Source organism: Mesobacillus sp. (genome assembly GCF_057785455.1).
Genome location: NZ_JBYNSB010000023.1, coordinates 130,102 through 153,081 on the forward strand (window position 1 = coordinate 130,102; position 22,980 = coordinate 153,081).

Below are 22,980 nucleotides of genomic sequence, written 5' to 3' on the forward strand. Positions count from 1 at the left end.
ATGTCCGTAAAAATTGTAGGTTTATATGTTAAAATTAGGAAAAACCAAACTGGAGCGACGAAATGAAGCAAGGGCTATGGGAAAAACAATATCAAAAGGCAGATATTTTATGGGGGCTCAAACCTAATGCGATTTTCTTACAATACTATAAACTAGTCTCAAAAGGAGGGAAGGTGCTGGATGTCGGGGTTGGGGAAGGAAGAAATGCGCTTTTTTTCGCGAAGCAAGGATATGAAGTAGAAGGTGTGGACATTTCCGAAACCGCTATAAACAGGTGTAATGAGCTATCAGATGAATATAATGTATCAATAGATGCAAGAGTAGATGATATCAGGACATGTGAAATTATAAAGGAAGAATACTCTTTAATTATTCTTTCAAGCATCCTTAATTTCTTCCACCCTGATGAAATAAAAAATATCCTGCATAAGCTGGAAAAAGGGTTAAAGGTAAATGGTTTACTTTATATTAATGTGTTTGATGACAATGACCCAAGTTTGAAGAGAATGGAGGGAAGCTGTGAAAAGGTGGATGACTATACATATTTCAATGAAAAGGCGTCAATGTATCATCACTTTTATACCGAAAGAGAGCTTGAAAGTTTAGTAGCTGATTTCGAAACAATCAGTTTCACTAAGTCATATTTTTTGGATATTGCCCATGGTCAGCCCCACTATCACAGTACGCTGGAAATATTGTCTAGAAAACTGCCTTAAAGGAAGTGGATATATGGATTTATTATTTGGGTTTTTGATTTTTGCAGGTATTTTTGCCATTTATGATGCTTTAAGGAGAATGAATAATAACATACTCGACCAAACGGATGAAATTAAGAAATTACGGGAGGATTTGAAAAATCACAGCCGGTGATTTCGCTGTTATTGTAGCTTAATTTTAAACTTTATAAAAACACTCCAAACGAATTGGAACCAATTTAAATAAACGAAATATCATTGCACTGTCAGTGTGGAAATTCTATTATATAAGTTAGTATTGAGGACTAGAAGAATGTGTGGTGATTTTATGAAAATAGATGATATGGACCGGAAGATTCTTTCTCTTTTGACGGAGAATGGGAGAATTTCATATGCGGATATTGGCAAGGAGCTGAATCTTTCGCGGGTGGCTGTGAGGGAGCGGGTCAACCGGATGGAGGAGTCCGGGGTGATTGAAAAGTTCAGTGTTGTGATCAACTCTGAGGCGGTAGGAAAGAAGGTTTCGGCTTTTTTTGAGGTTGACTGTGAGCCGGCTTTCCTGGTTTCTGTGGCTGAAAACCTGGCGAATAATCCGAATGTCGCCAGCTGTTACCAAATGACTGGGCCGAGCACCTTACATATGCATGTCCTTGTTGAAGATTTTGCCTCGCTCGAAAAGTTCATCAATAATGAACTATATGCAGTCGAGGGGATCAGCAGGGTAGAGAGCCAGATCATGCTGAGACGTTTTAAAAGCCGTACTGGCATGAAACTATAAATAATTCAGAAAGACTCATGAAGGAGTGCCTTCATGAGTCTTTTTTATTATTTAGGCACTCGAAATAGCTTCTTAAAATGAGTATAATGAACTATTTTGGAATAGTATATAGACAATATTCTGAATATGCTTTAAAATTGAAAAAAATTAAAAAATGTTACGTTTGTTAATCATAAATTAACATTTGCTTTACAAACGTAATGAGAATGTCGCCGCTTTCATTTTTCTGGAATCGGTTGAATGAGGAAGTTATTTTCTTATTTTTAGGCTCTGTTAAATTAGGCTGTTGATTTTCGTTCCAGGCGCTTCGCTTTCCTCTGAAAAATTATGAAAAAGCCCAATTGCCGGCTTTTTCAAGAGCAAATTTTTCTTGGGGCGATCGGTGAGCCTCCTCGTCGCTTCGCTTCTGCGGGGTAAAATGGCCCTTTCTTTTCGGGCCATTTCTACCGGGGTCTCACATGCCCGCTTCATCCCGAAGGAGTCTACGCGCCTGGAACGAAGAGAAACAGGAGTTAAAATCAACATTAAGCTTTAACAGAGCCTATTTTAAAAGGGAGGGAAAGAGTTGTTAGGCTTAATAGTAAGAAGATTTACAGAGCTGCTGCTGCTCCTGTTGGGGATCTCTTTTATTGTTTTTATGAGCATGCATATTGCCCCAGGAGATCCGGCGAGCATTATTGGCGGACCGACAGCATCAAAAGAAGATATCGAGGGGATCAGGGAAAGCCTTGGTTTGAACAAGCCAGTTCTTGTTCAGTATTTCGATTATCTCAAAGGAGTAGTACAGGGTGACTTTGGCTTCTCGTTCCAAACGAAGGAAGCTGTTTCAGAAGCATTAATCACCAGATTCCCTAACACTCTTAATCTCGCAATTGCCAGCATCATTGTGGCCATTGTGATCGGTGTTACGGCTGGAATCATTTCTGCTTTAAAACATAATTCCTGGTTTGATGCAGCCGCTACCTCTGTAGCGCTGGCGGGGATTTCGATTCCAAACTTCTGGCTTGGCGCCATCTTGATCCTTGTCTTTGCAGTCAATCTGCAATGGCTGCCAGTAGGAGGGCTGACCTCTCCATTGTGGACGATTGAAGGGATGAAAGAGCTGATTTTACCAGCGATTACGCTTGGGACAGGTTCAGCGGCGATGATTGCCAGAATGAGCCGTTCAGCGATGCTGGAGGTAATAAAGGCAGATTACGTCAGGACAGCAAGAGCTAAGGGTGTAAAAGAAAAGTCGGTTGTCATGATTCATTGCTTGCGTAACGCGATGATTCCTGTCATTACAGTCATCGGCCTGAACTTCGGGTTTCTGCTCGGTGGGACAATTATTACGGAACAGGTTTTTGCCATCAATGGTGTAGGACGGTTAATGATTGAATCGATTGCTGCCCGTGACTTCCCGATGGTACAGGGAGCTGTGCTGCTGGTCGCAACATTGTTCGTTCTTGTTAACCTGATCGTCGATATCGTCTATGCGTTCATTGATCCACGGATCAGCTACGAGTAAAAAGGAGGAAGGATAGCATGGAAATCGAAACAGCAGGTTCCGCTGTTGAAGTCCTTCCAGTAAAGAAAAAGGAGTATTCTTTTTTCAAGACATGGAAGAGGCTGCTTAAGAATAAAGTGGCAATCGTTGGCCTCATCATCATTACTATCCAAGTGTTGCTTGCCATTTTTGCACCGGTTTTTGTGTCACATGATCCGGTAAAGCAAAACCTGGCACTCGCTGAGATGCCGCCCGGCACAGAAGGGCACTGGCTCGGAACAGATAACTTTGGAAGAGATATGTGGAGCCGCCTTGTATACGGTGCAAGAATCTCGTTAATCGTCGGCATCGGTGCAGTGACACTCGGTTTGCTGGGCGGAGTGACGCTCGGGCTTTTGGCAGGCTACTATAAGAAGCTGGATGGCCTGATTATGAGATTTGTAGATTTATTATTTGCCTTCCCGGGAATTCTCCTTGCCATGCTGATCATTGCGATTTTGGGCACAAGCCTTGTCAATGTCATCATTGCCATCAGCATTTGGTCGATTCCGACATGTGCGAGAATTGTCCGCGGCAGCGTTCTATCGGTAAAAAAGCAAGAATATATCCTTGCGATGAAATCACTCGGGGCAAGCGATGCGAGAATATTGTTCAAGCATGTATTGCCAAATTGTATGGCGCCGATCATCGTCTTCGCTACGATGAGGATGGCGACAGCGATTTTATCAACAGCATCATTGAGTTTCCTTGGTTTGGGTGCCCAGCCGCCAACTCCTGAATGGGGAGCGATGATTTCAGCAGGGCAGGATTTCATGTGGACATCACCGCATATGATCGTAATTCCCGGCATTGCCATCATGCTCGTCGTCTTCGCCTTCAATGTGGTCGGTGACGCGTTAAGGGATGCGCTTGATCCAGGAATGAATTTAGATAATTAAACGGTAAGAGAAACTGCAATGATCAATTAAAAACGGGAGTGAACGAGATGGGGAAAAAATTTCTTTTTAAAGGTCTGGCATTGTTTTTTATTTTAGCCTTTGCTTTAGCGGGTTGCAGTAGCAGTGCGTCAAACGGAAAAAGTGGAGATGGATCCAAGGCTGCGCAGGAAGTAACGTATGCTACTACTTCTAAGGTTGTTGGCTTGTCTCCAATCATGACAAATGACTCTGTATCATCATCGGTGAATGAGCAAATTTACGAAACACTATTTTATCGTGATGCTGAAAATGGCGAAGTGAAGGGCTTGCTTGCTGAAAAAGCTGAAAACCCTGACCCTAATACATGGGTGATCACCTTGAAGAAAGGCATCAAATTCCATGACGGAACGGATTTCAATGCAGAGGCTGTAAAATATACTTTTGACAAAATCAAAGATCCAAAAACAGCTGCTCCGCGTGCATCGCTATTAGAACCAATCTCGTCAATCGAAGTACAGGATGAACAAACTGTTGTCCTTAAAACGGAAAAGCCATACGGTCCGATGCTTGCTGCTTTGACACACTCAAATGCTGCAATCGTAAGCCCGGCTGCTGACCAGAAGCAGGATTTGATGAAGGACCCTGTAGGAACAGGCCCGTTCAAGTTCAAAGCGAAGGAGAACGGCGAGGATATCGTACTTGAAGCCAATAAGGATTACTGGCAGGGAGCGCCAAAGCTTGAGAAGGTAACATTCAAGGTTGTACCTGAAGTCACAACGGCTGTCTCTATGCTGCAAACTGGAAAAGTTAATTTCATGGATAATATCGCTGCTGAACTTCTGCCGCGTGTTGAAAAAATTAAGAACGTTGAAATTGATAAAAAGAATGGAACTCCGGTTTACTATCTTGCTTTCAATATGAAAAAAGAGCCAATGACAAATCCTGAATTCCGCAAAGCGGTTGCTTATGCTCTTGACCGTGATGGCTATGTTGACAAACTTCGCGGGCTCGGCGTGAAATCAGGCTCATTCATCGGACCTGAGCTTTTCGGATATGACGAATCAGCAGAGGAAAAAGCACCTAAATACAATCCTGAAGAAGCAAAGAAAATCGTCGAAGCAAATGGTTTTGGTGACCAGGAGATTAAATTGCTTGTGGCAAACACACCTAACTATATGAATATGGCGGAAGTGTTCCAGGCTCAGCTTGCTGAAGTTGGCTTCAATGTAAAAATTGAAACACTGGAATGGGGAACATATCTTGATGTATCCAAGCAAGGGAAATTCGATCTGACAATTGCTGGCTGGTCCAACGTGACAGGCGACGGCAGTGAGCTGTTATTCCCAAGACTTCACTCCAAAAATGCCGGTGAAACGAATGTGGGAAGCTACAGCAATCCTGAACTGGATAAGCTGATTGAACAATCACGCGCGACTGTTGACCAGGAAGAACGCAAGCAGATCCTTAAGGAAGCAAATGAGCTTGTATTATCTGAGCTGCCGGTTGTACCGATCTACCATGGTATTGCTACGATCGTCCGCGACAAAACAGTTGAGGGAATCAACCTTGAACCTACTGGCCAGTGGACTCTTTACAACAGTGAAAGAAAGTAGGGATACAAAATGGCTGAAACCATTTTAGATGTAAAAAACCTGGTAACAAAATTCAAGACTGCGAGCGGCGAAGTATCTGCCGTTCGCGGTATTTCTTTTTCCCTGGACCGGAAGGAAACACTTTGTATCGTTGGAGAGTCAGGCTGCGGGAAAAGCATCACGGCACTGTCGATCATGGGACTTTTGGCGAGCAATGCGCGGTCGGAGGGGGCAATTGAATTTAACGGAAAAAACCTTCTGGAACTTAAGCAGGAGGAAAAAAGGAAAATCCGCGGCAATGAGATTTCAATGATTTTTCAGGAGCCGATGACCGCTCTTAATCCAACCTTTACAATTGGATACCAGCTTCGTGAACCATTGATGATTCACCGGAATCTTTCAAAGAAAGCAGCACATCAAAAGGGAATTGAATTGCTGACCCAGGTGGGGATTCCTTTGCCGGAGAAGCGGATGAACCAATATCCTCATGAGCTTTCAGGTGGAATGCGCCAGCGGGTCATGATCGCCATCGCCCTTGCCTGCAATCCTCAGCTTTTAATTGCCGATGAACCGACAACGGCATTGGACGTAACGATCCAGGCTCAAATCCTCGACCTTTTAAATGATCTAAAAGAAGAATTCGAAACGAGTGTCATTATGATTACCCATGATATGGGCGTTGTAGCCGAGGTGGCTGACCGGGTGATCGTCATGTATGCAGGGGAGATCATTGAAGAGGGGGATGTTGAAACGATTTTCAACGACCCGCAGCATCCATATACAAAAGGTCTTCTCTCATCGGTGCCGAATGTCGATGATCCCCATTTTGAATTAAATCCGATACCGGGGACGCTCCCGAATTTGAACGAACAGATCAGCGGCTGCCGGTTTCATCCCCGCTGTCCGCATGCAATGGAAAAATGCAAGGCAAGCTCTCCCGAAAGATTTGAAAGGACAAACAGCCATGCCGTAAGATGCTGGCTTCAGGAGGTGGACGGAAATGAGCAGCACAGCTACCAGACGACAAGTGTTGTATAGCCTGAAAAACATCAAGAAGCACTACCCGGTAAAAGGCGGGATTTTTAAAACAGTAAAAGGCCATGTGAAGGCTGTCGATGGAATCACCCTTGACATTTATAAAGGTGAAACGCTTGGTGTGGTGGGAGAATCGGGCTGCGGCAAGTCAACCTTCGGGCGGACGATTCTCGGTCTGGAAACACCGACTGACGGGAGCATGATTTTTAAAGGTGATGATATCAGTGGGAAATCATCACGGCAGCTGAAGTCATATAAGCGCGATATGCAAATGATTTTTCAGGATCCCTATGCATCCCTTAATCCAAAACAAAGAATAGGCGACGCATTGGAAGAAGCGCTCATCATCCATACCGATCTTTCCGCGGGGGAACGCCGGGCGAAGGTTGTTGAACTGCTGCGCGAAGTCGGCCTTAAGGAAGAGCATTACGACCGCTATCCGCATGAGTTTTCCGGAGGGCAGCGCCAGAGGATCGGGATTGCACGGGCGATTTCGATTAACCCTTCCTTTATTGTCTGCGATGAACCCGTTTCTGCTTTGGACGTTTCTGTCCAGGCACAGGTGATCAAGCTTTTGAAGGATTTGCAGGGAAAGCATGACTTGACCTATCTGTTTGTTTCACATGACCTCGGGGTTGTGAGGCATTTATGTGATCGGGTGCTGGTGATGTATCTTGGCCAGATGGTTGAGCTTGCTCCGGTTGATAAGCTTTATGAAAATCCAACCCATCCCTATACAGATGCGCTATTATCTGCCATCCCTCGCCCGGTAGTAGGGAAAAAGCGTGAACGGATCAAGCTGAAGGGTGACCTGCCGAGTCCAACGAACCCTCCGGCAGGCTGTGCTTTCCACACGCGCTGCCCGCTTGCTACCGATCTTTGCAAACAGCAGAGGCCCGAGTGGCGAGAAATTGAGGAAGGGCATTTTATCGCCTGCCATCTTAAATAATGGCTGTTTTCGTAAAGAATGTTGTTAAAATCCAAAAGCCGATTTTAACATGAATAAAAGCCATTTCGTATAACGGTACTAAGTTAGCAAGCTCTTTTCTAATAATAAGCATTAAGTTAGGGAAGAAACTTGAGTAATTCGATTCTATTGCGTAGTCAATAGCAACAAAGTTAGAGAAAAGAGCCTAAATAATAGATTGAATGAATCCTTAAAACATAGATTTAGAGAAGGGGAAAGTTATGCCTTATTATGATGCTTTGAATTATCCGTATTCCTCCCAGCGCATGGCGACTGTCGCGCGAAAGGGGATGGTGGCAACATCCCAGCCGCTTGCTGCACAGGCGGGGCTGGATATTTTAAAAAAAGGCGGAAACGCCATTGATGCAGCAATCGCGACGGCTGCCTGCCTGACGGTCGTTGAGCCGACCTCGAACGGGATTGGCGGCGATGCCTTCGCGATTGTCTGGACCAAGGGAGAACTGTATGGCCTTAATGCAAGCGGACCTGCTCCGCAAAGCTTGACGATTGACGCTGTGAAGGAGCTTGGCCACGAATCCATGCCAAAGTTTGGCCTGGTTCCAGTGACGGTTCCAGGGGCTCCGAGTGCCTGGGCTGCTCTTTCTGAGAGATTCGGCAAACTGCCATTGAGTGAGGTTCTGGAACCAGCGATTCAATATGCGGAGAATGGCTTCCCGATCTCCCCAATCCTTGGCAAGTACTGGAAGCGTGCCGCTGCTATTTTTAAAGACTTGTTCAAAGGCGAAGAATACGAGAATTGGTTTAACACCTTCACCCCTGATGGCAGGGCGCCGGAAGCGGGAGAAATGTGGCGCTCGCCAGGTCATGCTGCTACCCTAAGGGAAATTGCCGAAACGAAGGGCGAATCCTTTTACAGAGGGAATCTCGCTGACAAAATTGATGAGTTTTCAAGAAAGCATGGCGGTTTCATCCGGAAGGAAGATCTGGCAGCCTATGAACCTGAGTGGGTCGATCCAATCAGTGTGAACTATCGCGGCTATGATGTCTGGGAAATCCCGCCTAATGGCCAGGGGATGATTGCCCTGATGGCGCTGAATACTTTAAAGGGCTTTAATTTTAACGAAAAAGAAACGGCAGAAACCTACCATAAGCAAATGGAAGCGATGAAGCTTGCTTTTGCTGATGGGAAAAAATATATCACGCAAAGAGATAAGATGAGTGTAAGTGTCGAACAGCTGCTAAGTGAGGGGTATGCTGAGGAGCGCCGCGGCCTGATTGGCGAAGAAGCCCTGACTCCGGAGCCGGGGACACCGCCAAAGGGCGGCACGGTTTATCTGGCAACTGCAGACGAAGAAGGAAATATGGTTTCCTTCATCCAGTCGAACTACATGGGCTTTGGTTCAGGGATTGTCGTGCCTGGAACAGGAATCGCCCTGCAAAATCGCGGCCATGATTTCTCGCTGGATCCAGATCATGAAAATTGCCTTGAACCTGGCAAGAAAACATATCATACAATCATTCCTGGTTTCCTGACCAAGGGTGGCAAGCCGGTCGGTCCGTTTGGTGTTATGGGCGGCTATATGCAGCCTCAGGGACATGTCCAGGTGATCATGAATACGATTGATTTCAATTTGAATCCGCAAGCGGCACTTGATGCGCCAAGATGGCAGTGGATGGAAGGGAAGACGATTGAAGTAGAACGCTCCCTGCCTTCCCATATTGCAGAAGCACTGGCGAGAAAAGGCCATAATATCAAGGTGGCGGCTGACTCCGGCAGCTTTGGACGCGGGCAGATTATCTGGCGGGATCCTGAGACAGGGGTGCTGACTGGAGGAACGGAACCAAGGACAGATGGAACGATTGCCGCTTGGTAATCATTTGTAAAGGATTTGATTTTACATGAAACAATGGAATATCTTCATGGCTTTTTTCCGGGTAGGGATGCTCGGATATGGCGGCGGCCCTTCTTCAATTCCGCTTGTTCATAAAGAAGTCGTTGAAAAGTATAACTGGATGAACGATGAAGAGTTTGGAGATGTACTGGCGCTTGCCAATACGTTGCCAGGCCCGATTGCGACAAAGATGGCTGGATACATCGGCTATCGGGTAGCAGGAGTCCTGGGGCTTGTAAATGCTTTGCTCGCATCGATTATTCCGACGATCATTTTGATGATTTTACTGCTCACTTCCTTGTCGGCTTATAAAGACCAGCCCTGGGTACTGGGGATGACAAAAGCAGTTGTACCAGTTGTAGGAGTCATGCTTGCTGTGCTGACATGGCAATTTTTCCAGAACGGCCAGAAGGGGATGGGCTGGAAAGGGAACCTGGTTGTGGTGGCCATAAGCTTCGCTGCAATGGAAGTCATTGGAATTCACCCAGGCATCCTGATCGCGCTGCTGCTTGGCTGGGCACTCTTTGGACCGGATAAGAAAAAAGAAAGACAGGCAGAAAAACAAGCTGTGGTGCCTGAGAGGAAAACGGTATGATCATTCAGTGGAAAATCTTTTTGGCATTCTTTATCCCTGGGATTTTAGGCTACGGTGGCGGGCCGTCCTCCATTCCTCTGATTGAAAATGAAGTGGTTGACCGCTACGGCTGGCTGACGGTTGGGGAATTCAGTGAAGTGCTGGCGCTCGGCAATTCGCTGCCAGGCCCGATCGCTACCAAAATGGCTGGATATATTGGCTATCAAGTAGGCGGGGTATTAGGAGCATTTGTCGGGGTATTCGCGGCTGTCGCGCCTTCACTCATCCTGATGATCACATTGCTTGGATTGCTGTTTAAATTCAAGGATTCACCAAAAGTGAAGAAAATGACGCTGTATGTAAAGCCAGCTATTGCTGTCATGCTTGGAGTCATGGCGTATAACTTCTTCTCAGGCTCGTATTTCGATATCGGCGTCTGGCAAACATTGTTCCTGATTGTTGCCAGCTATGTCCTGATGGAAAAAGTAAAACTCCATCCCGCGTTTATGATCTTGGGTGCGCTTGGTTATGGGGCTGTGTTTTTAAGTTAAGAGGGGTTATGAAATAGAAGAGATTGGGAGGTTAAAAGTAACTTCCCAATCTTTTTTATAGCTTTGATATACCCCAATGTTGATTTTAAGTCCTGTTTCTCTTCGTTCCAGGCGTGCAGACTCCTTCGGGATGAAGCGGGCAGGTGAGACCCCGGTAGAAATGGCCCGTAAAGAAGGGGCCAATTTACCCCGCAGGAGCAAAGCGACGAGGAGGCTCACCGCACGCTCCAAGAAAAATTTGCTCTTGAAAAAGCCGGCAATTGGGCTTTTTCATAATTTTTCAGAGGAAAGCGAAGCGCCTGGAACGAAAATCAACAGCCTATTAAGCAGAGCCTTTTTTTATAAAGTGTGATACCTGAGAACGATTACGCAATACAATTTTTTATACATTCAACAGCAAGCTTGCAGGACATCCTGCAAGCTTTTTTCGTCTGCAAAAAGGGCCATTTTTTTACCGAAGCTTTTTCATAATAATTTTGACAATATGAACACTGGAACATATAATAAACAAAAAGTTGCATTAGGGAAAAACAGTGAGTTGGAGGAAAAATAGATGGCTAGGACTAAAATATTGACTCTATTTGATGGAGAAAAAGGTGATTTCATTAAAATTTCTAAACTAAGCCTGGAGGGAACGATGCGCAGAAGATTATTGGATCTGGGTTTTGTGCCGGGAGCGATTGTCGAGGTCCTTAGGAAGAGTCCTCTGGGTGATCCAATTGCGTTTCGGGTCTCCAGTACAGCAATCGCCTTGAGAAAAGAAGAAAGCACATGCATTGAAGGGGAGCTGGTCAATCATGGGTAATCAGTTCAGGATTGCGTTAGCAGGAAACCCTAACACAGGCAAAAGTACATTGTTCAACACACTTACAGGGTTAAAGCAGCATACCGGTAATTGGGCGGGGAAAACGGTTGATGTGAAAGAGGGTACATTTTTATACAAAGGCAAATCGTATTTGATGATTGATTTGCCGGGTACTTATTCGCTCTTTTCGAATTCACTGGATGAAGAAACAGCACGAAACTATATTGTTTTTGATAAACCCGATCTTACCATGGTAGTCCTTGATGCCACTGCGTTGGAAAGGAATATGAACCTGGCTCTGCAGGTTTTGGAGCTGACGGATAAAGTCATTGTCTGCATCAACTTGATCGATGAAGCGGAAAAAATGGGCATTAAAATCAATGAGAAAATCCTGATGAGGCGTCTTGGGGTTCCTGTAATCAAGATATCAGCCAGGAATAAAACAGGCCTTCCGCTGCTCTTGGATACGATCGAAAGAGTGATCAATGGTGTGATCCCATGTTCCCCGGCAAAAATCACCTACGATGAAGAAATCGAACAAAAAATAGCGGCCCTTTTACCACAGGTTCAACGGTTATTTGGAAATGAAGTGCCTGCGAGATGGCTAGCCTTAAGACTTTTAGATGGGGATAATAAGCTTTTTGAGGAATTGGGGAACAGGCATCAACCAAAGGAGGCCCTAAGCTGATGGAGCATACAGCATTAGAAAAACAGCAGTTGTTGAATGACCTTTTTCAGGAAGCTGAAAAATATACCTCGACGGAGACGCGTGACAAAATTGTTGATGCCTTGTACAGGAATAGCAAGGAAACGATCAATGCAGGTGTTCGCTATACAAAGACAAAGCATGACGAGCGGACGGAAAAATTGGATCGAATCTTAACTTCCCCTATATGGGGCTTCCCGATTATGCTGCTCATGCTTGGAACGGTATTTTATTTAACGATTGCCGGCGCGAATGTGCCGTCAGCGATGCTTGCAGAATTTTTCGGCTGGCTTGAAGTATATATTACTATCCTCTTTGGGATGCTGAATGCTCCGGAGTGGCTGCACGGCGTATTGGTGCTGGGCTTTTACCGGGGAACTACCTGGGTGATCAGCGTCATGCTGCCGCCAATGGCAATCTTTTTTCCGACATTTGCACTATTGGAGAACTATGGTTATCTGCCAAGGGTAGCGTTTAACATGGATCGGTTGTTTAAGACTGTAGGAGCGCACGGCAAACAATCCTTAACAATGGCGATGGGCTTTGGCTGCAATGCTGCAGCGATGATGTCGACAAGGATCATTGAATCGCCAAGGGAAAGGATGCTGGCCATCCTGACAAACAATTTCGTACCATGCAACGGCCGATGGGGGACACTTATCTTACTTTCCTCACTGTTTATGGCGGCTAATTTTACAGGCGGATTTAAATCACTCGTTACCACATCGGTCATTGTTGGCGTAGTATTATTTGGTATTATCGTCACTTTCTCTGTATCTTGGATTCTATCAAAAACATTGCTTAAGGGTGTGCCTACCCACTATACGCTTGAACTGCCTCCGTACAGGAAGCCGAAGATCTTTGATACCGTCATTCGTTCTTCTCTGAACAACTCGCTTGCGGTCCTGAACCGAGCTGTGAAGGTGGCAGCGCCCGCGGGGATCCTGACATGGATATTGGCGAACATCGATGTGAATGGAATCAGCATCTTGATGCATATCGTGCAGTTTTTAGATCCATTAGGACAAATGCTGGGTTTGGATGGGTATATCCTGATGGCATTCATCATCGGGCTGCCAGCCAATGAAATCGTCCTCCCGGTGCTGCTGATGGGATACCTTTCAACAGGCGAGCTTGTCGACGCCGGCGGGATTGAAAACATCAAGCAAATCTTCCTCGAGCATAACTGGACGTGGCTGACAGCATTGAACATGATGCTCTTCTCGCTTCTGCACTATCCGTGCGGAACGACCCTGATCAATATCTACAAAGAAACAAAAAGCAAAAAGTGGACTTTTATTTCCTTCCTCATTCCGACTGTTATTGCGCTGGGGGTTACCTTCGCTATTGCACAAACTGCCAGGTACTTTGGATTGGTATGAATATTAGAGTAGCTAGCAGATTACTTTTCCACTTTAAAGCGCTGGGGGTCAGACCCCCAGCGCTTCACCGCATCAACGCACCGGGGGTCAGACCCCCGGTGCGTTAGTGCGTTAAAGACCGCTATTTTTATTCTACTACCCCGGTTCTCATGATTTCGAATTCTACATTTACTTTTACTGTTGCGTTTGGGTACATTTCATGCCATTTTTTTGTGGTGAGATTGGAATGGCGGACGCTTTTTCGGTAGATTTCTCCGAAGCCGAATGGGTCTGACCCGACTTCTTGTGCTTTGACGATCAGCTTTTCGATGTCTGATTTCACTTTATCGCTGAGTTTTTTTTGCATCAGCTTTAAACTGTTTGGATCCTTGATATCGACTGATTGATTGATTTCGAGCAGCCGCGTTTGCAGCTTGATTTTCATCTCGAATTCGAGTTTGTCCTTGTTGAGCAGTTTGATGTCACTGTTGCTATGGATGGTGTCCATTACAACCGCCAGCTCTTCTGCCTCTTTTGTAGCCTTAATGAGTTTAAAGCCTTCCTTGTTGATCAATAACTCCAGAGATCCAGCCCTGTAGCGATCATTGATCAATTTTAAATAAAATGATTCCCTTGGGGTGATTTTTCCAACCATCCGATCATCTTTGATCAGCGCCATACCGGTGATTTCAATTTCCCCGCCTTCGCCTTTCAAGGTTGGCATGGTTGGGTCAACTCCAGCTGAATAATAATCGTGCATAACTTCCTGCAAGGTAGAAGATGGGATCGTTTCCCCCTTGATATTCTGGTCGAGTTCCTTGTAGATCAGCTGGCTGACGTCTGCAAAAGCCTTTATCTTTTGATTCAGCAGCTTATTCGTGCTTCCTTCCACAACCGCTAAATAAGTAAGGTCACTGATCGAAGGATCGCGTGCCAGTGTATCGGCAAGGTTAATAAGCCCGAGCTTGACGACTTCATCGCTGAAAAGGGCCACGCGGAGCTGCCCTGATTGCAGTTTTTTAGGGCTTTTCCGGTCTGCTTTTGTCCTTGCTCCCTTGCTTGTAGGTGCTTTCGCCGTCAGGATCGCTGAATTCTCTGGTGCCTCCGGATCGATATGGAGCAGAACCATCGTCGTTAAAATTTCTCCGTCGTCAGCTACATCATAACCAACTATTGTAATAAGTCCCATCCGCTCAAGTGTTTTTGGGTCTGCACAGGCAGAAAGAAGGACAACGAGACAGATAGCGATAATCTTAGCTGTTGTTTTCTGCATGTTTCCCATCCTTTTTTCGGAAAAGTTTCTTTTTGACCAGAACGGCTCCATATAGGAGAAATGGATAACAAAAGACAATATAGAAGGCAAATTTAGCAAAGTAATCATTCATCATATTGATCTCCATCCTGTTCAGTGGATACAGGAGACTTATATAAAGAATAGCCAATAACAGCCAATTGAATTTTTTCTCTTTTTTATTAAAAATCCTCGCCATTCCACGTGAGCCCGACCAGAGATAAAACATTAAATTCGGCAGGATCAGGAGGACCCAGAAAGTGATCGCCACGTATTCGAACCGTTCAATGAAGGGAAAACGTACAATTTTAAACAGAGACAAGGTGCCCCAAATCGTCCTCTCCAGCTGGCCGCCGCTAAAATAGGCCAGGGAAACCACCATCAGCATGAGATACAGGAGCGTTGTGAACCATAATCCGAATTGCATATGCTTCTGAACCTTGTCCTTCTCTTTTAAAAAGGGGTAGATCACAAAGATGATCTCAAAACCGATGATTGTAAAGGTCATTTGCCTAGCTCCTTTTACAATATCTGTCACGCTTGATTCAAACATCGGGAATAAATAATCCCAATTTGTGAATTGAAATGGATAGGCGAGCAGAAGCACGAGCCAAAGTGACAATATCACGCTAAAAAAACTGACACCGACGATTGTCCGCAGGCCGCCGTTCAATCCGTAATAAACAAGATATAGCAGGGTAAAAGCCAGAAGCCAGTTTGGCAGCTCTGGAAAGACCCAAGCCTGGATGACTTCAATATAGTTGCGGACAATGACATGGAATGCGCCAAGACTGAACAGGATATAAACGAAATTTATTAAATTGCCGAGCCATTTCCCAAACACATCATACTGGATTCCGTATAAATCGGAATTACCATAGGCAGTCAATATTCTTACCATTATGAAACCCACTGCAGCAGAAGCGACTCCGCCCAAGAGAACGGAAATCCAGGCATCATGCTTGGCTTCAAGGTAGATGACCCTTTGGAAACCCTGTATTCCAACGCCAAGCTGCATGGAATGGACCACGAAGATGAGCAGAAAAGTATTGACCATGTTTTGCGGTTTTGCCTCGATTAGCACCTTCATTCAGAACACCACAACTTTACTCTTTCGTCTTTGATTTCGAAAATCGGTATTTGATACGGTCCTTTGGCCTGCCTTGCGCTGGTCTCCGGTTTGTGAATTGAATCGGCATGCGGATGATGCTGTCGCGCCAATCTGCAAACCGAGGCGGATAAAAGGGAGCAAGGAACGGTGTACCCAGACTGGTTTGCCTGATTAGATGGATGAGCAGGAAGCAGAATCCAATCATCAATCCATAAAATCCCCAAAATCCGGCGAGTAGGATTAGCGGAAAGCGGAGGACCCTGATGACATTGCCCATCATATAGTTAGGTGTTGTAAAAGAAGCCAGCGCACTGACGGCAATGATGATGATCAGGATATTACTCGTGAATCCGGCGTCAACTGCGGCGGTACCGACCACGATACCGCCAACGATACCCATCGTCTGGCCGACTTTTGTCGGAAGCCTGGCGCCAGCCTCACGCAAGAGCTCAATCATCGCTTCAAGCAGCAGCGCTTCAATGATAGGAGGAAAAGGTACCCTGGACCTTGACTCACCTAATGGAATCAGCAGTGTCTGCGGGATGATTTCATAGTGAAAGGTCAAAGCAGCCACATATATGGCAGTGAAAAAGATGGACACAACCATCGAAAATATCCGAAGAATCCTTAGAAAGGTTGCAATTTGCCATCTTACACTTTCGTCTTCCATGCTCTGGAAAAACTCCATGAAGGTTTGCGGACAGCCGATCACCTGCACGCTGCCGTCAACCAGAACGACCATTTTCCCATTGAGCAGCCAGGAACAGACACGGTCTGGCCTTTCCGTCATCAACATTTGCGGGAATATCGCTAATGAATTGTCTTCTATCAGTTGGACAAAGGTAGAGCTGTCAAGGACACTGTCTACCTCGATATTTTTGATTCTGTTGCGAAGCCTTTCCACCATATCCTCATCCGCAAGATTTTTCATATATAACATCGCGATGCCTGAATTTGTCTGTTTTCCAACCGAAAAACTTTCATTGCACAAATTCGGATTGGTCAGGAAACGCCTGATCAGGGAGATGTTCGTTGAAAGACTTTCGTTGAACGCGATTTGCGGTCCAAGCACCTGTGATTCATTCTCTGGCCTGGTCAGGGAACGGTTTTCCGTTGTGCCGATGGAAGCCGATATGATGCATGGGTGCCCATCCGAATGGATCAGCACAGACCCTTTCAACATCGTTTCCACGGCCTTATCAACATACATGTATTTACCGACATTCGCTACATTCAGGACATTAACGATCTCATCGGGCTTTGTTTTGCTGTCATGCAGGCAGGCAATAATATTCTCATGCAGCATCTTATTATCGACAACGGTATCTAGGTAAATCAATGTAATGCCGTTGGTAAGATCCTTTACATTTAAATCGGAACTATTATGCAGCCTTCGCTTCATTTCTTGTATAAAACCCTCAGTATCGACAGGGATCAGTTCGAGTTTATCGATATTTTCCTGATTCAAGCCTTTTACAGTAAATGCCTTCTTCTTCTTGAAAAACATCCAATCCCCCCGATTCACCCGTTTAAAGAAAGGTTTTGCATTCAAGGAAAAAATTATACAAATGCTAGTTTTGTAACCGGAATGCACACAAAAAGGAAGCCAATTTATCTCAGCTTCCTAAGAAGCACAGGGACGTACCCTCTGCTTCCATCTCTATTCTTTGTCTTAAAAAAGGAGCACGGGGTACGTCCCCGTGCTCCCATTTCAATATTCCGTATTATATGACTCCCAACGAATCCAGGAACACAACGATGATTACAACCGGAACCACAAATCTCATCACATTGTACCAGAGCGAGAACAGCCAGCTTCCGCCTTTTGAATGCTGAAGCAGTTCCTGGCGCAGAACCTCTTTCTTGATTTTCAGCGGGACGAAAATCGAGATCAATAAAACGCCGAGCGGCATCAGGATATTGCTCACGAGGAAGTCTGCGGCATCGAAGATATTTTTTCCGAATACAGCTATCTCTGCCAGGGTCCCGAAGGAGAGGGTAGAAGGGATGCCTAGCAGGAAGATCAGCCCGCCGGCAATCCAGGAATAAGCAGCCCGTTTTTTCTTGTCTCCTTTGGCGAGCGTCGCCACAACGATTTCCAGCATTGAAAAAGCCGAGGTCAGTGTAGCGAACAAGAATAAAGCCAGGAATAAGAGCAGGAACAGCTCGCCAAACATTAATTTTTCAAAAACAGCAGGAAGGACGATAAAAAGTAATCCAGGTCCTTCAGCAGGCTCGAATCCCAGCGAGAACACTGCAGGGAAGATTGCCAGCCCGGCAAGCAGGGCGATGAACAGGTTCATCCCGACAACGGAAAATGCAGGCTGGACGATGCTTTCTTTTTTCGGCAGGTAAGAGCTATACGTTACCATGACCGACACGCCGACGCTCAAAGAGAAGAAAGATTGCCCCATCGCAAACAGGACGCTTTCAGAGGTGATATTCGAGAAATCCGGCTGGAGGAAAAACTTGACGCCCTCGATGGCATTTTCCAGAGTCAATGAACGGGCGATTAAGATTACAAACAAAATGAACAATGCAGGCATCAGAAGCTTGCTCGCTTTTTCAATACCTGACTGAACGCCCTTTGCTACAACTGCGATCGTAATCAGCAGGAAGGCTGCCTGTGCAGCCAGTACGCTCCATGAATGGCTGATCGTCTTGCCGAAAAGCTCAGCATAATTCGCGCCTTCCTGGACGACTCCGCCAGCAAGCCCTTTGACAAAGTAGAGGCTGATCCAGCCGCCAACAACACTGTAAAAACTAAGCAATACAAAGCATGTGACCACACCAAGGATGCCAATCCAATGCCATTTGCCTTTAGGGGCGATTTCTAAATAAGCGCGAATTGCCTCTTTGCCGGTGCTGCGCCCAATCACGAATTCAGCCAGCAGCAACGGCAGGCCGATGAACAGTGAAAACAGGATGAACATCAGGAAAAACGCTCCGCCGCCGCTGACGCCTGTGACATAAGGCAGCTTCCAGATTGCGCCGATGCCGATCGCTGAGCCGGCCGCTGCTAAAATGAATCCAATCTTCGATGACCATTGTTCCTTCTCCATGTGATTCTCCCTTTTCTCTCTGTATTTTCAGCGTGGTGATTGAGGTGGATCAGGCAAAATAAAAAGCCACGCCTCTATCCATCAATCTGGATAGGGACGTGGCTGAACACGCGGTACCACCCTATTTGGAAGCAAACTGCTTCCCACTCAATCTTTGATAACGGCCAAAACCGTTCCTTTTTGCAAAGGAAAAGCTCCAAGAACGAATTTCACCTGGCCTTTGTATCAGTTTCCACCAACCACTGATTCTCTTCTAAACAGGGAGACCGGCTTACTATACTCTCTTCAACGCTTCAAATTATTATGCTTTTTCGCCCTTTTTGCTAGTGTAGCACGGGTATGAAGAACCTTTTCTTACATGAATCTAGCGAAAATAGCAGAAAATATATTTCTCGAAATTATAGTATGATAATGAGTTTGTGTCAAGGCAGTGAAAAGAGAATTATTAAAGAAGGCTCTGTTCTGATATTATGCTGCTATTCTATCTCCTTGTGAAAGAAATCTCTCTTTTTTGAAAAGCATTTGTTTTTAAAAAAAAGCATTCTGATATGTTGATTTCCGTTTTCAGGCGCTTCGCTTTCCTCTGAAGAATTATGAAAAAGCCCAAATGCCGGCTTTTTCATGAGCAAATTCTTCTTGGGCGTGCGGTGAGCCTTCTCGTCGCTGCGCTTTTGCGGGGTAAAATGGCCCCTTCATTCCGGGCCATTTCTACCGGGGTCTCACCTGTCCCGCTGTATCCCGAAGGAGTCTGCACGCCTGGAACGTAGAGCAACAGGATCTAAATTCAACATTGATAAAGCAACAATCTTTGCGAAAACAGCCTTAAAGAAAATAACCTATAAAAGACCCGGCCGCTGTCAGGAAGATTGCCAAGTAACCAAGCGAATAGGCAAGAAGTTTCGTGGCTTCTTTTTTCTTCGAATTGAGATACTGCTCAAAGGTCATTTCCCCATATGCAAAGCGGACGCCAAATTCATTTGGCTCAACGGAGTACTTGTTCCCCTTACTATCTTCTAACGTAACATTCTTAATTAAAGGCAGCTGTCCGCCAAAATCCAGCTGGGCTTCAAGTGGCTGCCCTTTGTCTATATGGAAACTATGCCCGATCAAATCAATGTGCACTATTTTATATAATGGGCTATTATTCATCTTTTCTGTATAGTGGTATGCATGCTGCTCTATGGCATTCGTTGAAAAACACATCCATCTTCACCTCTATACAATAGTATTCAACCTTATAACTATAGTTTAAAAAATATACGGCAAAATCAGTCCGCCAACAGCACCTGTCACAACAATCACCCACGGCGGCAGCTTCCAATAGACCAACATGCTGAATAGGATCGCGGCGAAAACAAAGTCAATCGGTGCCAGAATCGAGCTCGTCCAAATAGGGTGATAGAATGCAGCAATCAGGATTCCGACAACGGCGGCGTTCACACCCATGAGCGCAGTGCTGATTTTGCTGTTGCGCCTTAAAGCATCCCAGAATGGCAGCGAGCCAAGAATCAACAGGAATGCAGGCAGGAAAATCGCCGCAGTGGCCAGCAGCCCGCCTTGCCAGCCATTAATGACTGCGCCGATATAGGCTGAAAAAGTAAACAATGGACCCGGCACAGCCTGGGCAGCACCATATCCGGCAAGGAATGCCTCATCGCTCAGCCAGCCTGTCGGGACAAATTCACGCTCGAGCAATGGCAGGACCACATGGCCGCCGCCAAAAACGAGCGAGCCCGAGCGGTAAAAGCTGTCGAACAGCGCAACCCAGTTCAAGTTCGTGGCTTCACGCAGGACGGGAAGGAGGATCAGCAATCCGAAAAACAGTCCGAGCGAAACAAAGCCGACACGCTTTGAAACAGGAAAGTGCATTCTTGTATCATCTGCAGCTGCATGCTGTTTGAACAGGAAGAATCCAAGAATGGCGGCGATGATGATGACCCCGACCTGTGTAAAAGCAGTTTGCCATAGCAGTGTGGCAGACAGGGCAAACAGGGCAATCGCTTTACGCGGCAAGTCCGGCGTCAGCTTCTGTGCCATGCCGAGAACTGCATGAGCAACAACTGCAACAGCGACAATTTTCAGGCCATGGATCCAGCCGGCATCAGCAATGTCCAGGCCTTGTAAAATGAGTGCAAACACAATAAGTGCAATAACAGAAGGCAGCGTAAAGCCGAGGAAAGCGAGAAATCCGCCGATCAGGCCACCGCGCATTAAACCAACACCGATGCCTACCTGGCTGCTGGCTGGTCCCGGCAGGAATTGGCATAATGCTACGAGGTCGGCATAGCTTTTTTCGTCCATCCATTTCCGGCGGCGGACATATTCTTCATGGAAATAGCCGAGGTGAGCGACCGGTCCGCCGAAAGACGTCAGCCCCAATCTGGTCGACACCAGCAGGATTTCCAGGAGGGAGCCTCGCTTATTTTCATTTTTCATTTTATCATCTCCTTTTTTAATGATTATTGGGTTCCTAGGTTATTTGCAGTGCATGAGGTCCATTAAATGCCTATAAATACTGTTAATCTTTTATCTCTTTAAATAACTCGTATGCCTTGTTCCTTGCTTCCTCCAGCACATCGTTGCCTTTTTCAGTCGTCCGGTAATATTTGCGGATTTTCCCCTCGACGTTCTTCTCTTCTTTTAACAATAGCCCGTCCGATTCCATGTTGTGCAGGATCGGGTAAAGCGTACCAGCACTGATGCTGTATCCATGCTCCTTAAGTTCCTCAAGCATCCACAGGCCGAAAATGGGGTGATCCTTTGCATGATGCAAAATATGTATTTGGATGAACCCGAGAAAAAGCTTTCTTAAAACTTTATCCTCCATTGCAATCCTTCTTTCTTTGTTATCGGAAGTCAATAACGAAACTCGATATCATTATAACGCATGTGTATTCTAAATCAATTTTTAACTTTAAAAAAGAAAATTGTACCGATAATATTTGCAGATTTTATCAATTTCAATAAACGGTCAAAATTTCAATGGGAATAATTTCGTTTGTGACGAGGGTCACATTTTACCTGGGTGAGCCGCCTTATCATGAAGATAGATTCTAAAAGGGAGGACATAACATGAAAATTACAAGATTGGTCATAGCAGGATTAATGACTGTCAATTTAGTTTTGCTTGCAGGATGTGGTGCTAACACCGGAACTTCGGAGAAAAGTGGGACTGAGGCCGTTAAACAGGAGAAGAAAGCATCTGCAGTCTCTCAAGCGGAATTTTACTATACAGCGAATGAGGGAGGCACAATCACGAAAATCAATACAGCGAATAACGAGGCAGCTGCAACATTAAGCGCAGATGGGGTAGTCCATAATATTCAGCTATCCCCAGATGGCAAGATTGTTGCCGCAACCCTTGTTCCCAAGCCTGAAGGAGGCCATGGAGATCATGGCGGGCATGATATGGGATTGCCTGGACGTGTCCTATTTTATGATGTTCAAACAGATCGTCTTTTAAAGGAAGTTGAGGTTGGGAACCATCCTGCGCATGTGGTGTACAGTGCTGATGGCAGCAAGGTCCTTGTAACGAATAACGAAGACAACACTGTTTCCGTTATCGATGCAAAGAGCTATAAGCAGGAAACGACAATTTCAACTGGGAAGGGTCCGCATGGTTTCAGGATCTCCAAAGATAGCAAGTACGCTTATATTGCCAATATGGGTGAAGATACAATAAGTATGATTAATTTAGATAACCTTAAGGAGGAAAAAAGGATTAATGTTGGTGAAACGCCTGTTACCACAGGAATCACCGGGGATGGGAAAACACTGGTTGCTACTCTATTTGCAGAAGATGCACTAGCAATCATTGACTTGGATACTGAGGCGGTGGTAAAGGTCGGAGTAGGTAATGGACCTGCCCAGGTTTACTTGGACCCGAACAATCAATACGCATATGTTGCCAATCAGGGAACGGAAGCCGAGCCCTCAAATTCGCTGACAATTGTCGACCTGAAGTCAAAGAAGGCTGTAGATGAGATTGTAACAGGCAAAGGCTCCCATGGAGTTGTGGTAAGCTCCGACAGCAAATTCGCCTATGTAACGAATATGTTCGAAAACACCGTAAGCATTATCGATTTAACTAGCAAGAAAGTTAGTACAATCGAGGTAGGTAAGATTCCTAACGGGATCACAATTATGGATTAAGAATAAAGCATCCAGCCGCACTTCCTGAAAGTGCGGTTTTTCTT

The 22,980-nt window shown here is 45.6% G+C and carries 22 protein-coding genes and 1 other annotated feature; of the genes, 15 read left to right on the forward strand and 7 right to left on the reverse strand.

From position 1 onward, the window contains the following. Positions 1-62 precede the first annotated feature (62 nt). The 14 genes from AC3EBE_RS08730 (at position 63) to AC3EBE_RS08795 (ending at position 13,341) form a co-directional block, all read left to right on the forward strand. Entirely contained in the window at positions 63-716 is a 654-nt protein-coding gene (locus tag AC3EBE_RS08730; RefSeq protein ID WP_488594630.1) for a class I SAM-dependent methyltransferase, read from the forward strand. A 13-nt stretch (positions 717-729) separates the two neighbouring features. After that, on the forward strand, positions 730-870 hold the full coding sequence (locus AC3EBE_RS08735; protein ID WP_488594631.1) for a hypothetical protein: 141 nt from the start codon (positions 730-732) through the stop codon (positions 868-870). 153 nt (positions 871-1,023) lie between these two features. Beyond that, complete coding sequence (locus AC3EBE_RS08740) at positions 1,024-1,473, forward strand: Lrp/AsnC family transcriptional regulator (RefSeq protein WP_488594632.1); 450 nt, start codon at positions 1,024-1,026, stop codon at positions 1,471-1,473. Positions 1,474-2,038: 565 nt separating this feature from the next. Next, positions 2,039-2,980 (forward strand): nickel ABC transporter permease, encoded by a 942-nt coding sequence (nikB, locus tag AC3EBE_RS08745; RefSeq protein ID WP_488594633.1) that lies wholly within the window; start codon positions 2,039-2,041, stop codon positions 2,978-2,980. A gap of 17 nt (positions 2,981-2,997) precedes the next feature. Then, positions 2,998-3,897, forward strand: coding sequence for an ABC transporter permease (locus AC3EBE_RS08750; RefSeq protein WP_488594634.1), 900 nt, complete (start codon positions 2,998-3,000; stop codon positions 3,895-3,897). 47 nt (positions 3,898-3,944) lie between these two features. Continuing rightward, complete coding sequence (locus AC3EBE_RS08755) at positions 3,945-5,489, forward strand: ABC transporter substrate-binding protein (RefSeq protein WP_488594635.1); 1,545 nt, start codon at positions 3,945-3,947, stop codon at positions 5,487-5,489. A 9-nt stretch (positions 5,490-5,498) separates the two neighbouring features. After that, positions 5,499-6,506 carry an ABC transporter ATP-binding protein gene (locus AC3EBE_RS08760; RefSeq protein ID WP_488594636.1) on the forward strand — a complete coding sequence of 336 codons (1,008 nt, stop codon included), beginning with the start codon at positions 5,499-5,501 and terminating at the stop codon, positions 6,504-6,506. Next, a complete protein-coding gene (locus tag AC3EBE_RS08765; RefSeq protein ID WP_488594637.1) occupies positions 6,469-7,452 on the forward strand; it encodes an ABC transporter ATP-binding protein in 984 nt (327 codons plus the stop codon). The genes AC3EBE_RS08760 and AC3EBE_RS08765 overlap by 38 nt, the downstream gene beginning before the upstream one ends. 239 nt (positions 7,453-7,691) lie before the next feature. Continuing rightward, positions 7,692-9,305 (forward strand): gamma-glutamyltransferase, encoded by a 1,614-nt coding sequence (gene ggt / locus AC3EBE_RS08770; RefSeq protein ID WP_488594638.1) that lies wholly within the window; start codon positions 7,692-7,694, stop codon positions 9,303-9,305. Between the two features lie 25 nt (positions 9,306-9,330). Continuing rightward, positions 9,331-9,918 (forward strand): chromate transporter, encoded by a 588-nt coding sequence (locus AC3EBE_RS08775; RefSeq protein WP_488594639.1) that lies wholly within the window; start codon positions 9,331-9,333, stop codon positions 9,916-9,918. Next, positions 9,918-10,448, forward strand: coding sequence for a chromate transporter (locus tag AC3EBE_RS08780; protein WP_488594722.1), 531 nt, complete (start codon positions 9,918-9,920; stop codon positions 10,446-10,448). The genes AC3EBE_RS08775 and AC3EBE_RS08780 overlap by 1 nt, the downstream gene beginning before the upstream one ends. Before the next feature lie 553 nt (positions 10,449-11,001). Beyond that, positions 11,002-11,253 (forward strand): FeoA family protein, encoded by a 252-nt coding sequence (locus tag AC3EBE_RS08785; protein ID WP_488594640.1) that lies wholly within the window; start codon positions 11,002-11,004, stop codon positions 11,251-11,253. Beyond that, positions 11,246-11,941 carry a FeoB small GTPase domain-containing protein gene (locus tag AC3EBE_RS08790; RefSeq protein ID WP_488594641.1) on the forward strand — a complete coding sequence of 232 codons (696 nt, stop codon included), beginning with the start codon at positions 11,246-11,248 and terminating at the stop codon, positions 11,939-11,941. Before AC3EBE_RS08785 ends, AC3EBE_RS08790 begins: the two co-directional genes overlap by 8 nt. Then, entirely contained in the window at positions 11,941-13,341 is a 1,401-nt protein-coding gene (locus AC3EBE_RS08795; RefSeq protein WP_488594642.1) for a nucleoside recognition domain-containing protein, read from the forward strand. The genes AC3EBE_RS08790 and AC3EBE_RS08795 overlap by 1 nt, the downstream gene beginning before the upstream one ends. Positions 13,342-13,468: 127 nt before the next feature. On the opposite strand, the gene AC3EBE_RS08800 is transcribed toward AC3EBE_RS08795, so the two are convergent. The 7 genes from AC3EBE_RS08800 to AC3EBE_RS08830 all read right to left on the reverse strand — a co-directional run bounded on the left by AC3EBE_RS08800 (position 13,469) and on the right by AC3EBE_RS08830 (position 21,611). Continuing rightward, positions 13,469-14,593: a Ger(x)C family spore germination protein gene (locus AC3EBE_RS08800; protein WP_488594643.1), complete on the reverse strand. Its 1,125-nt coding sequence runs from the start codon at positions 14,591-14,593 to the stop codon at positions 13,469-13,471. Next, the gene (locus AC3EBE_RS08805) at positions 14,574-15,701 is read right to left on the reverse strand and encodes a GerAB/ArcD/ProY family transporter (protein WP_488594644.1); all 1,128 of its coding nucleotides are present in this window, start codon (positions 15,699-15,701) and stop codon (positions 14,574-14,576) included. The genes AC3EBE_RS08800 and AC3EBE_RS08805 overlap by 20 nt, the downstream gene beginning before the upstream one ends. 16 nt (positions 15,702-15,717) lie before the next feature. After that, complete coding sequence (locus AC3EBE_RS08810) at positions 15,718-17,229, reverse strand: spore germination protein (RefSeq protein ID WP_488594645.1); 1,512 nt, start codon at positions 17,227-17,229, stop codon at positions 15,718-15,720. A 217-nt stretch (positions 17,230-17,446) separates the two neighbouring features. Beyond that, on the reverse strand, positions 17,447-18,784 hold the full coding sequence (locus AC3EBE_RS08815; RefSeq protein ID WP_488594646.1) for a sodium-dependent transporter: 1,338 nt from the start codon (positions 18,782-18,784) through the stop codon (positions 17,447-17,449). A gap of 89 nt (positions 18,785-18,873) precedes the next feature. Next, positions 18,874-19,082: a binding site (T-box leader), on the reverse strand. A 524-nt stretch (positions 19,083-19,606) separates the two neighbouring features. After that, positions 19,607-19,987: a hypothetical protein gene (locus tag AC3EBE_RS08820; RefSeq protein ID WP_488594647.1), complete on the reverse strand. Its 381-nt coding sequence runs from the start codon at positions 19,985-19,987 to the stop codon at positions 19,607-19,609. Positions 19,988-20,032: 45 nt separating this feature from the next. Next, positions 20,033-21,220, reverse strand: a complete 1,188-nt coding sequence (locus AC3EBE_RS08825; protein ID WP_488594648.1) for a chromate transporter — start codon at positions 21,218-21,220, stop codon at positions 20,033-20,035. A gap of 82 nt (positions 21,221-21,302) precedes the next feature. Next, positions 21,303-21,611: a PadR family transcriptional regulator gene (locus AC3EBE_RS08830; RefSeq protein ID WP_488594649.1), complete on the reverse strand. Its 309-nt coding sequence runs from the start codon at positions 21,609-21,611 to the stop codon at positions 21,303-21,305. 245 nt (positions 21,612-21,856) lie between these two features. Between AC3EBE_RS08830 and AC3EBE_RS08835 the strand changes: the two genes are divergently transcribed. Beyond that, positions 21,857-22,936 (forward strand): YncE family protein, encoded by a 1,080-nt coding sequence (locus tag AC3EBE_RS08835; protein ID WP_488594650.1) that lies wholly within the window; start codon positions 21,857-21,859, stop codon positions 22,934-22,936. Positions 22,937-22,980 lie beyond the last annotated feature (44 nt).

Bases quoted from the DNA above. Each gene is read 5' to 3' on its own strand.
- AC3EBE_RS08830 (WP_488594649.1), bottom strand. From the start codon at position 21,611: ATGGAGGATAAAGTTTTAAGAAAGCTTTTTCTCGGGTTCATCCAAATA.
- AC3EBE_RS08815 (WP_488594646.1), bottom strand. From the start codon at position 18,784: ATGGAGAAGGAACAATGGTCATCGAAGATTGGATTCATTTTAGCAGCG.
- AC3EBE_RS08735 (WP_488594631.1), top strand. From the start codon at position 730: ATGGATTTATTATTTGGGTTTTTGATTTTTGCAGGTATTTTTGCCATT.
- AC3EBE_RS08790 (WP_488594641.1), top strand. From the start codon at position 11,246: ATGGGTAATCAGTTCAGGATTGCGTTAGCAGGAAACCCTAACACAGGC.
- AC3EBE_RS08750 (WP_488594634.1), top strand. From the start codon at position 2,998: ATGGAAATCGAAACAGCAGGTTCCGCTGTTGAAGTCCTTCCAGTAAAG.
- AC3EBE_RS08805 (WP_488594644.1), bottom strand. From the start codon at position 15,701: ATGAAGGTGCTAATCGAGGCAAAACCGCAAAACATGGTCAATACTTTT.
- AC3EBE_RS08820 (WP_488594647.1), bottom strand. From the start codon at position 19,987: ATGTGTTTTTCAACGAATGCCATAGAGCAGCATGCATACCACTATACA.
- AC3EBE_RS08825 (WP_488594648.1), bottom strand. From the start codon at position 21,220: ATGAAAAATGAAAATAAGCGAGGCTCCCTCCTGGAAATCCTGCTGGTG.
- AC3EBE_RS08810 (WP_488594645.1), bottom strand. From the start codon at position 17,229: ATGTTTTTCAAGAAGAAGAAGGCATTTACTGTAAAAGGCTTGAATCAG.
- ggt (WP_488594638.1), top strand. From the start codon at position 7,692: ATGCCTTATTATGATGCTTTGAATTATCCGTATTCCTCCCAGCGCATG.
- AC3EBE_RS08835 (WP_488594650.1), top strand. From the start codon at position 21,857: ATGAAAATTACAAGATTGGTCATAGCAGGATTAATGACTGTCAATTTA.
- AC3EBE_RS08785 (WP_488594640.1), top strand. From the start codon at position 11,002: ATGGCTAGGACTAAAATATTGACTCTATTTGATGGAGAAAAAGGTGAT.
- AC3EBE_RS08795 (WP_488594642.1), top strand. From the start codon at position 11,941: ATGGAGCATACAGCATTAGAAAAACAGCAGTTGTTGAATGACCTTTTT.
- AC3EBE_RS08730 (WP_488594630.1), top strand. From the start codon at position 63: ATGAAGCAAGGGCTATGGGAAAAACAATATCAAAAGGCAGATATTTTA.
- AC3EBE_RS08765 (WP_488594637.1), top strand. From the start codon at position 6,469: ATGAGCAGCACAGCTACCAGACGACAAGTGTTGTATAGCCTGAAAAAC.
- AC3EBE_RS08740 (WP_488594632.1), top strand. From the start codon at position 1,024: ATGAAAATAGATGATATGGACCGGAAGATTCTTTCTCTTTTGACGGAG.
- AC3EBE_RS08755 (WP_488594635.1), top strand. From the start codon at position 3,945: ATGGGGAAAAAATTTCTTTTTAAAGGTCTGGCATTGTTTTTTATTTTA.
- AC3EBE_RS08800 (WP_488594643.1), bottom strand. From the start codon at position 14,593: ATGCAGAAAACAACAGCTAAGATTATCGCTATCTGTCTCGTTGTCCTT.
- AC3EBE_RS08775 (WP_488594639.1), top strand. From the start codon at position 9,331: ATGAAACAATGGAATATCTTCATGGCTTTTTTCCGGGTAGGGATGCTC.
- AC3EBE_RS08760 (WP_488594636.1), top strand. From the start codon at position 5,499: ATGGCTGAAACCATTTTAGATGTAAAAAACCTGGTAACAAAATTCAAG.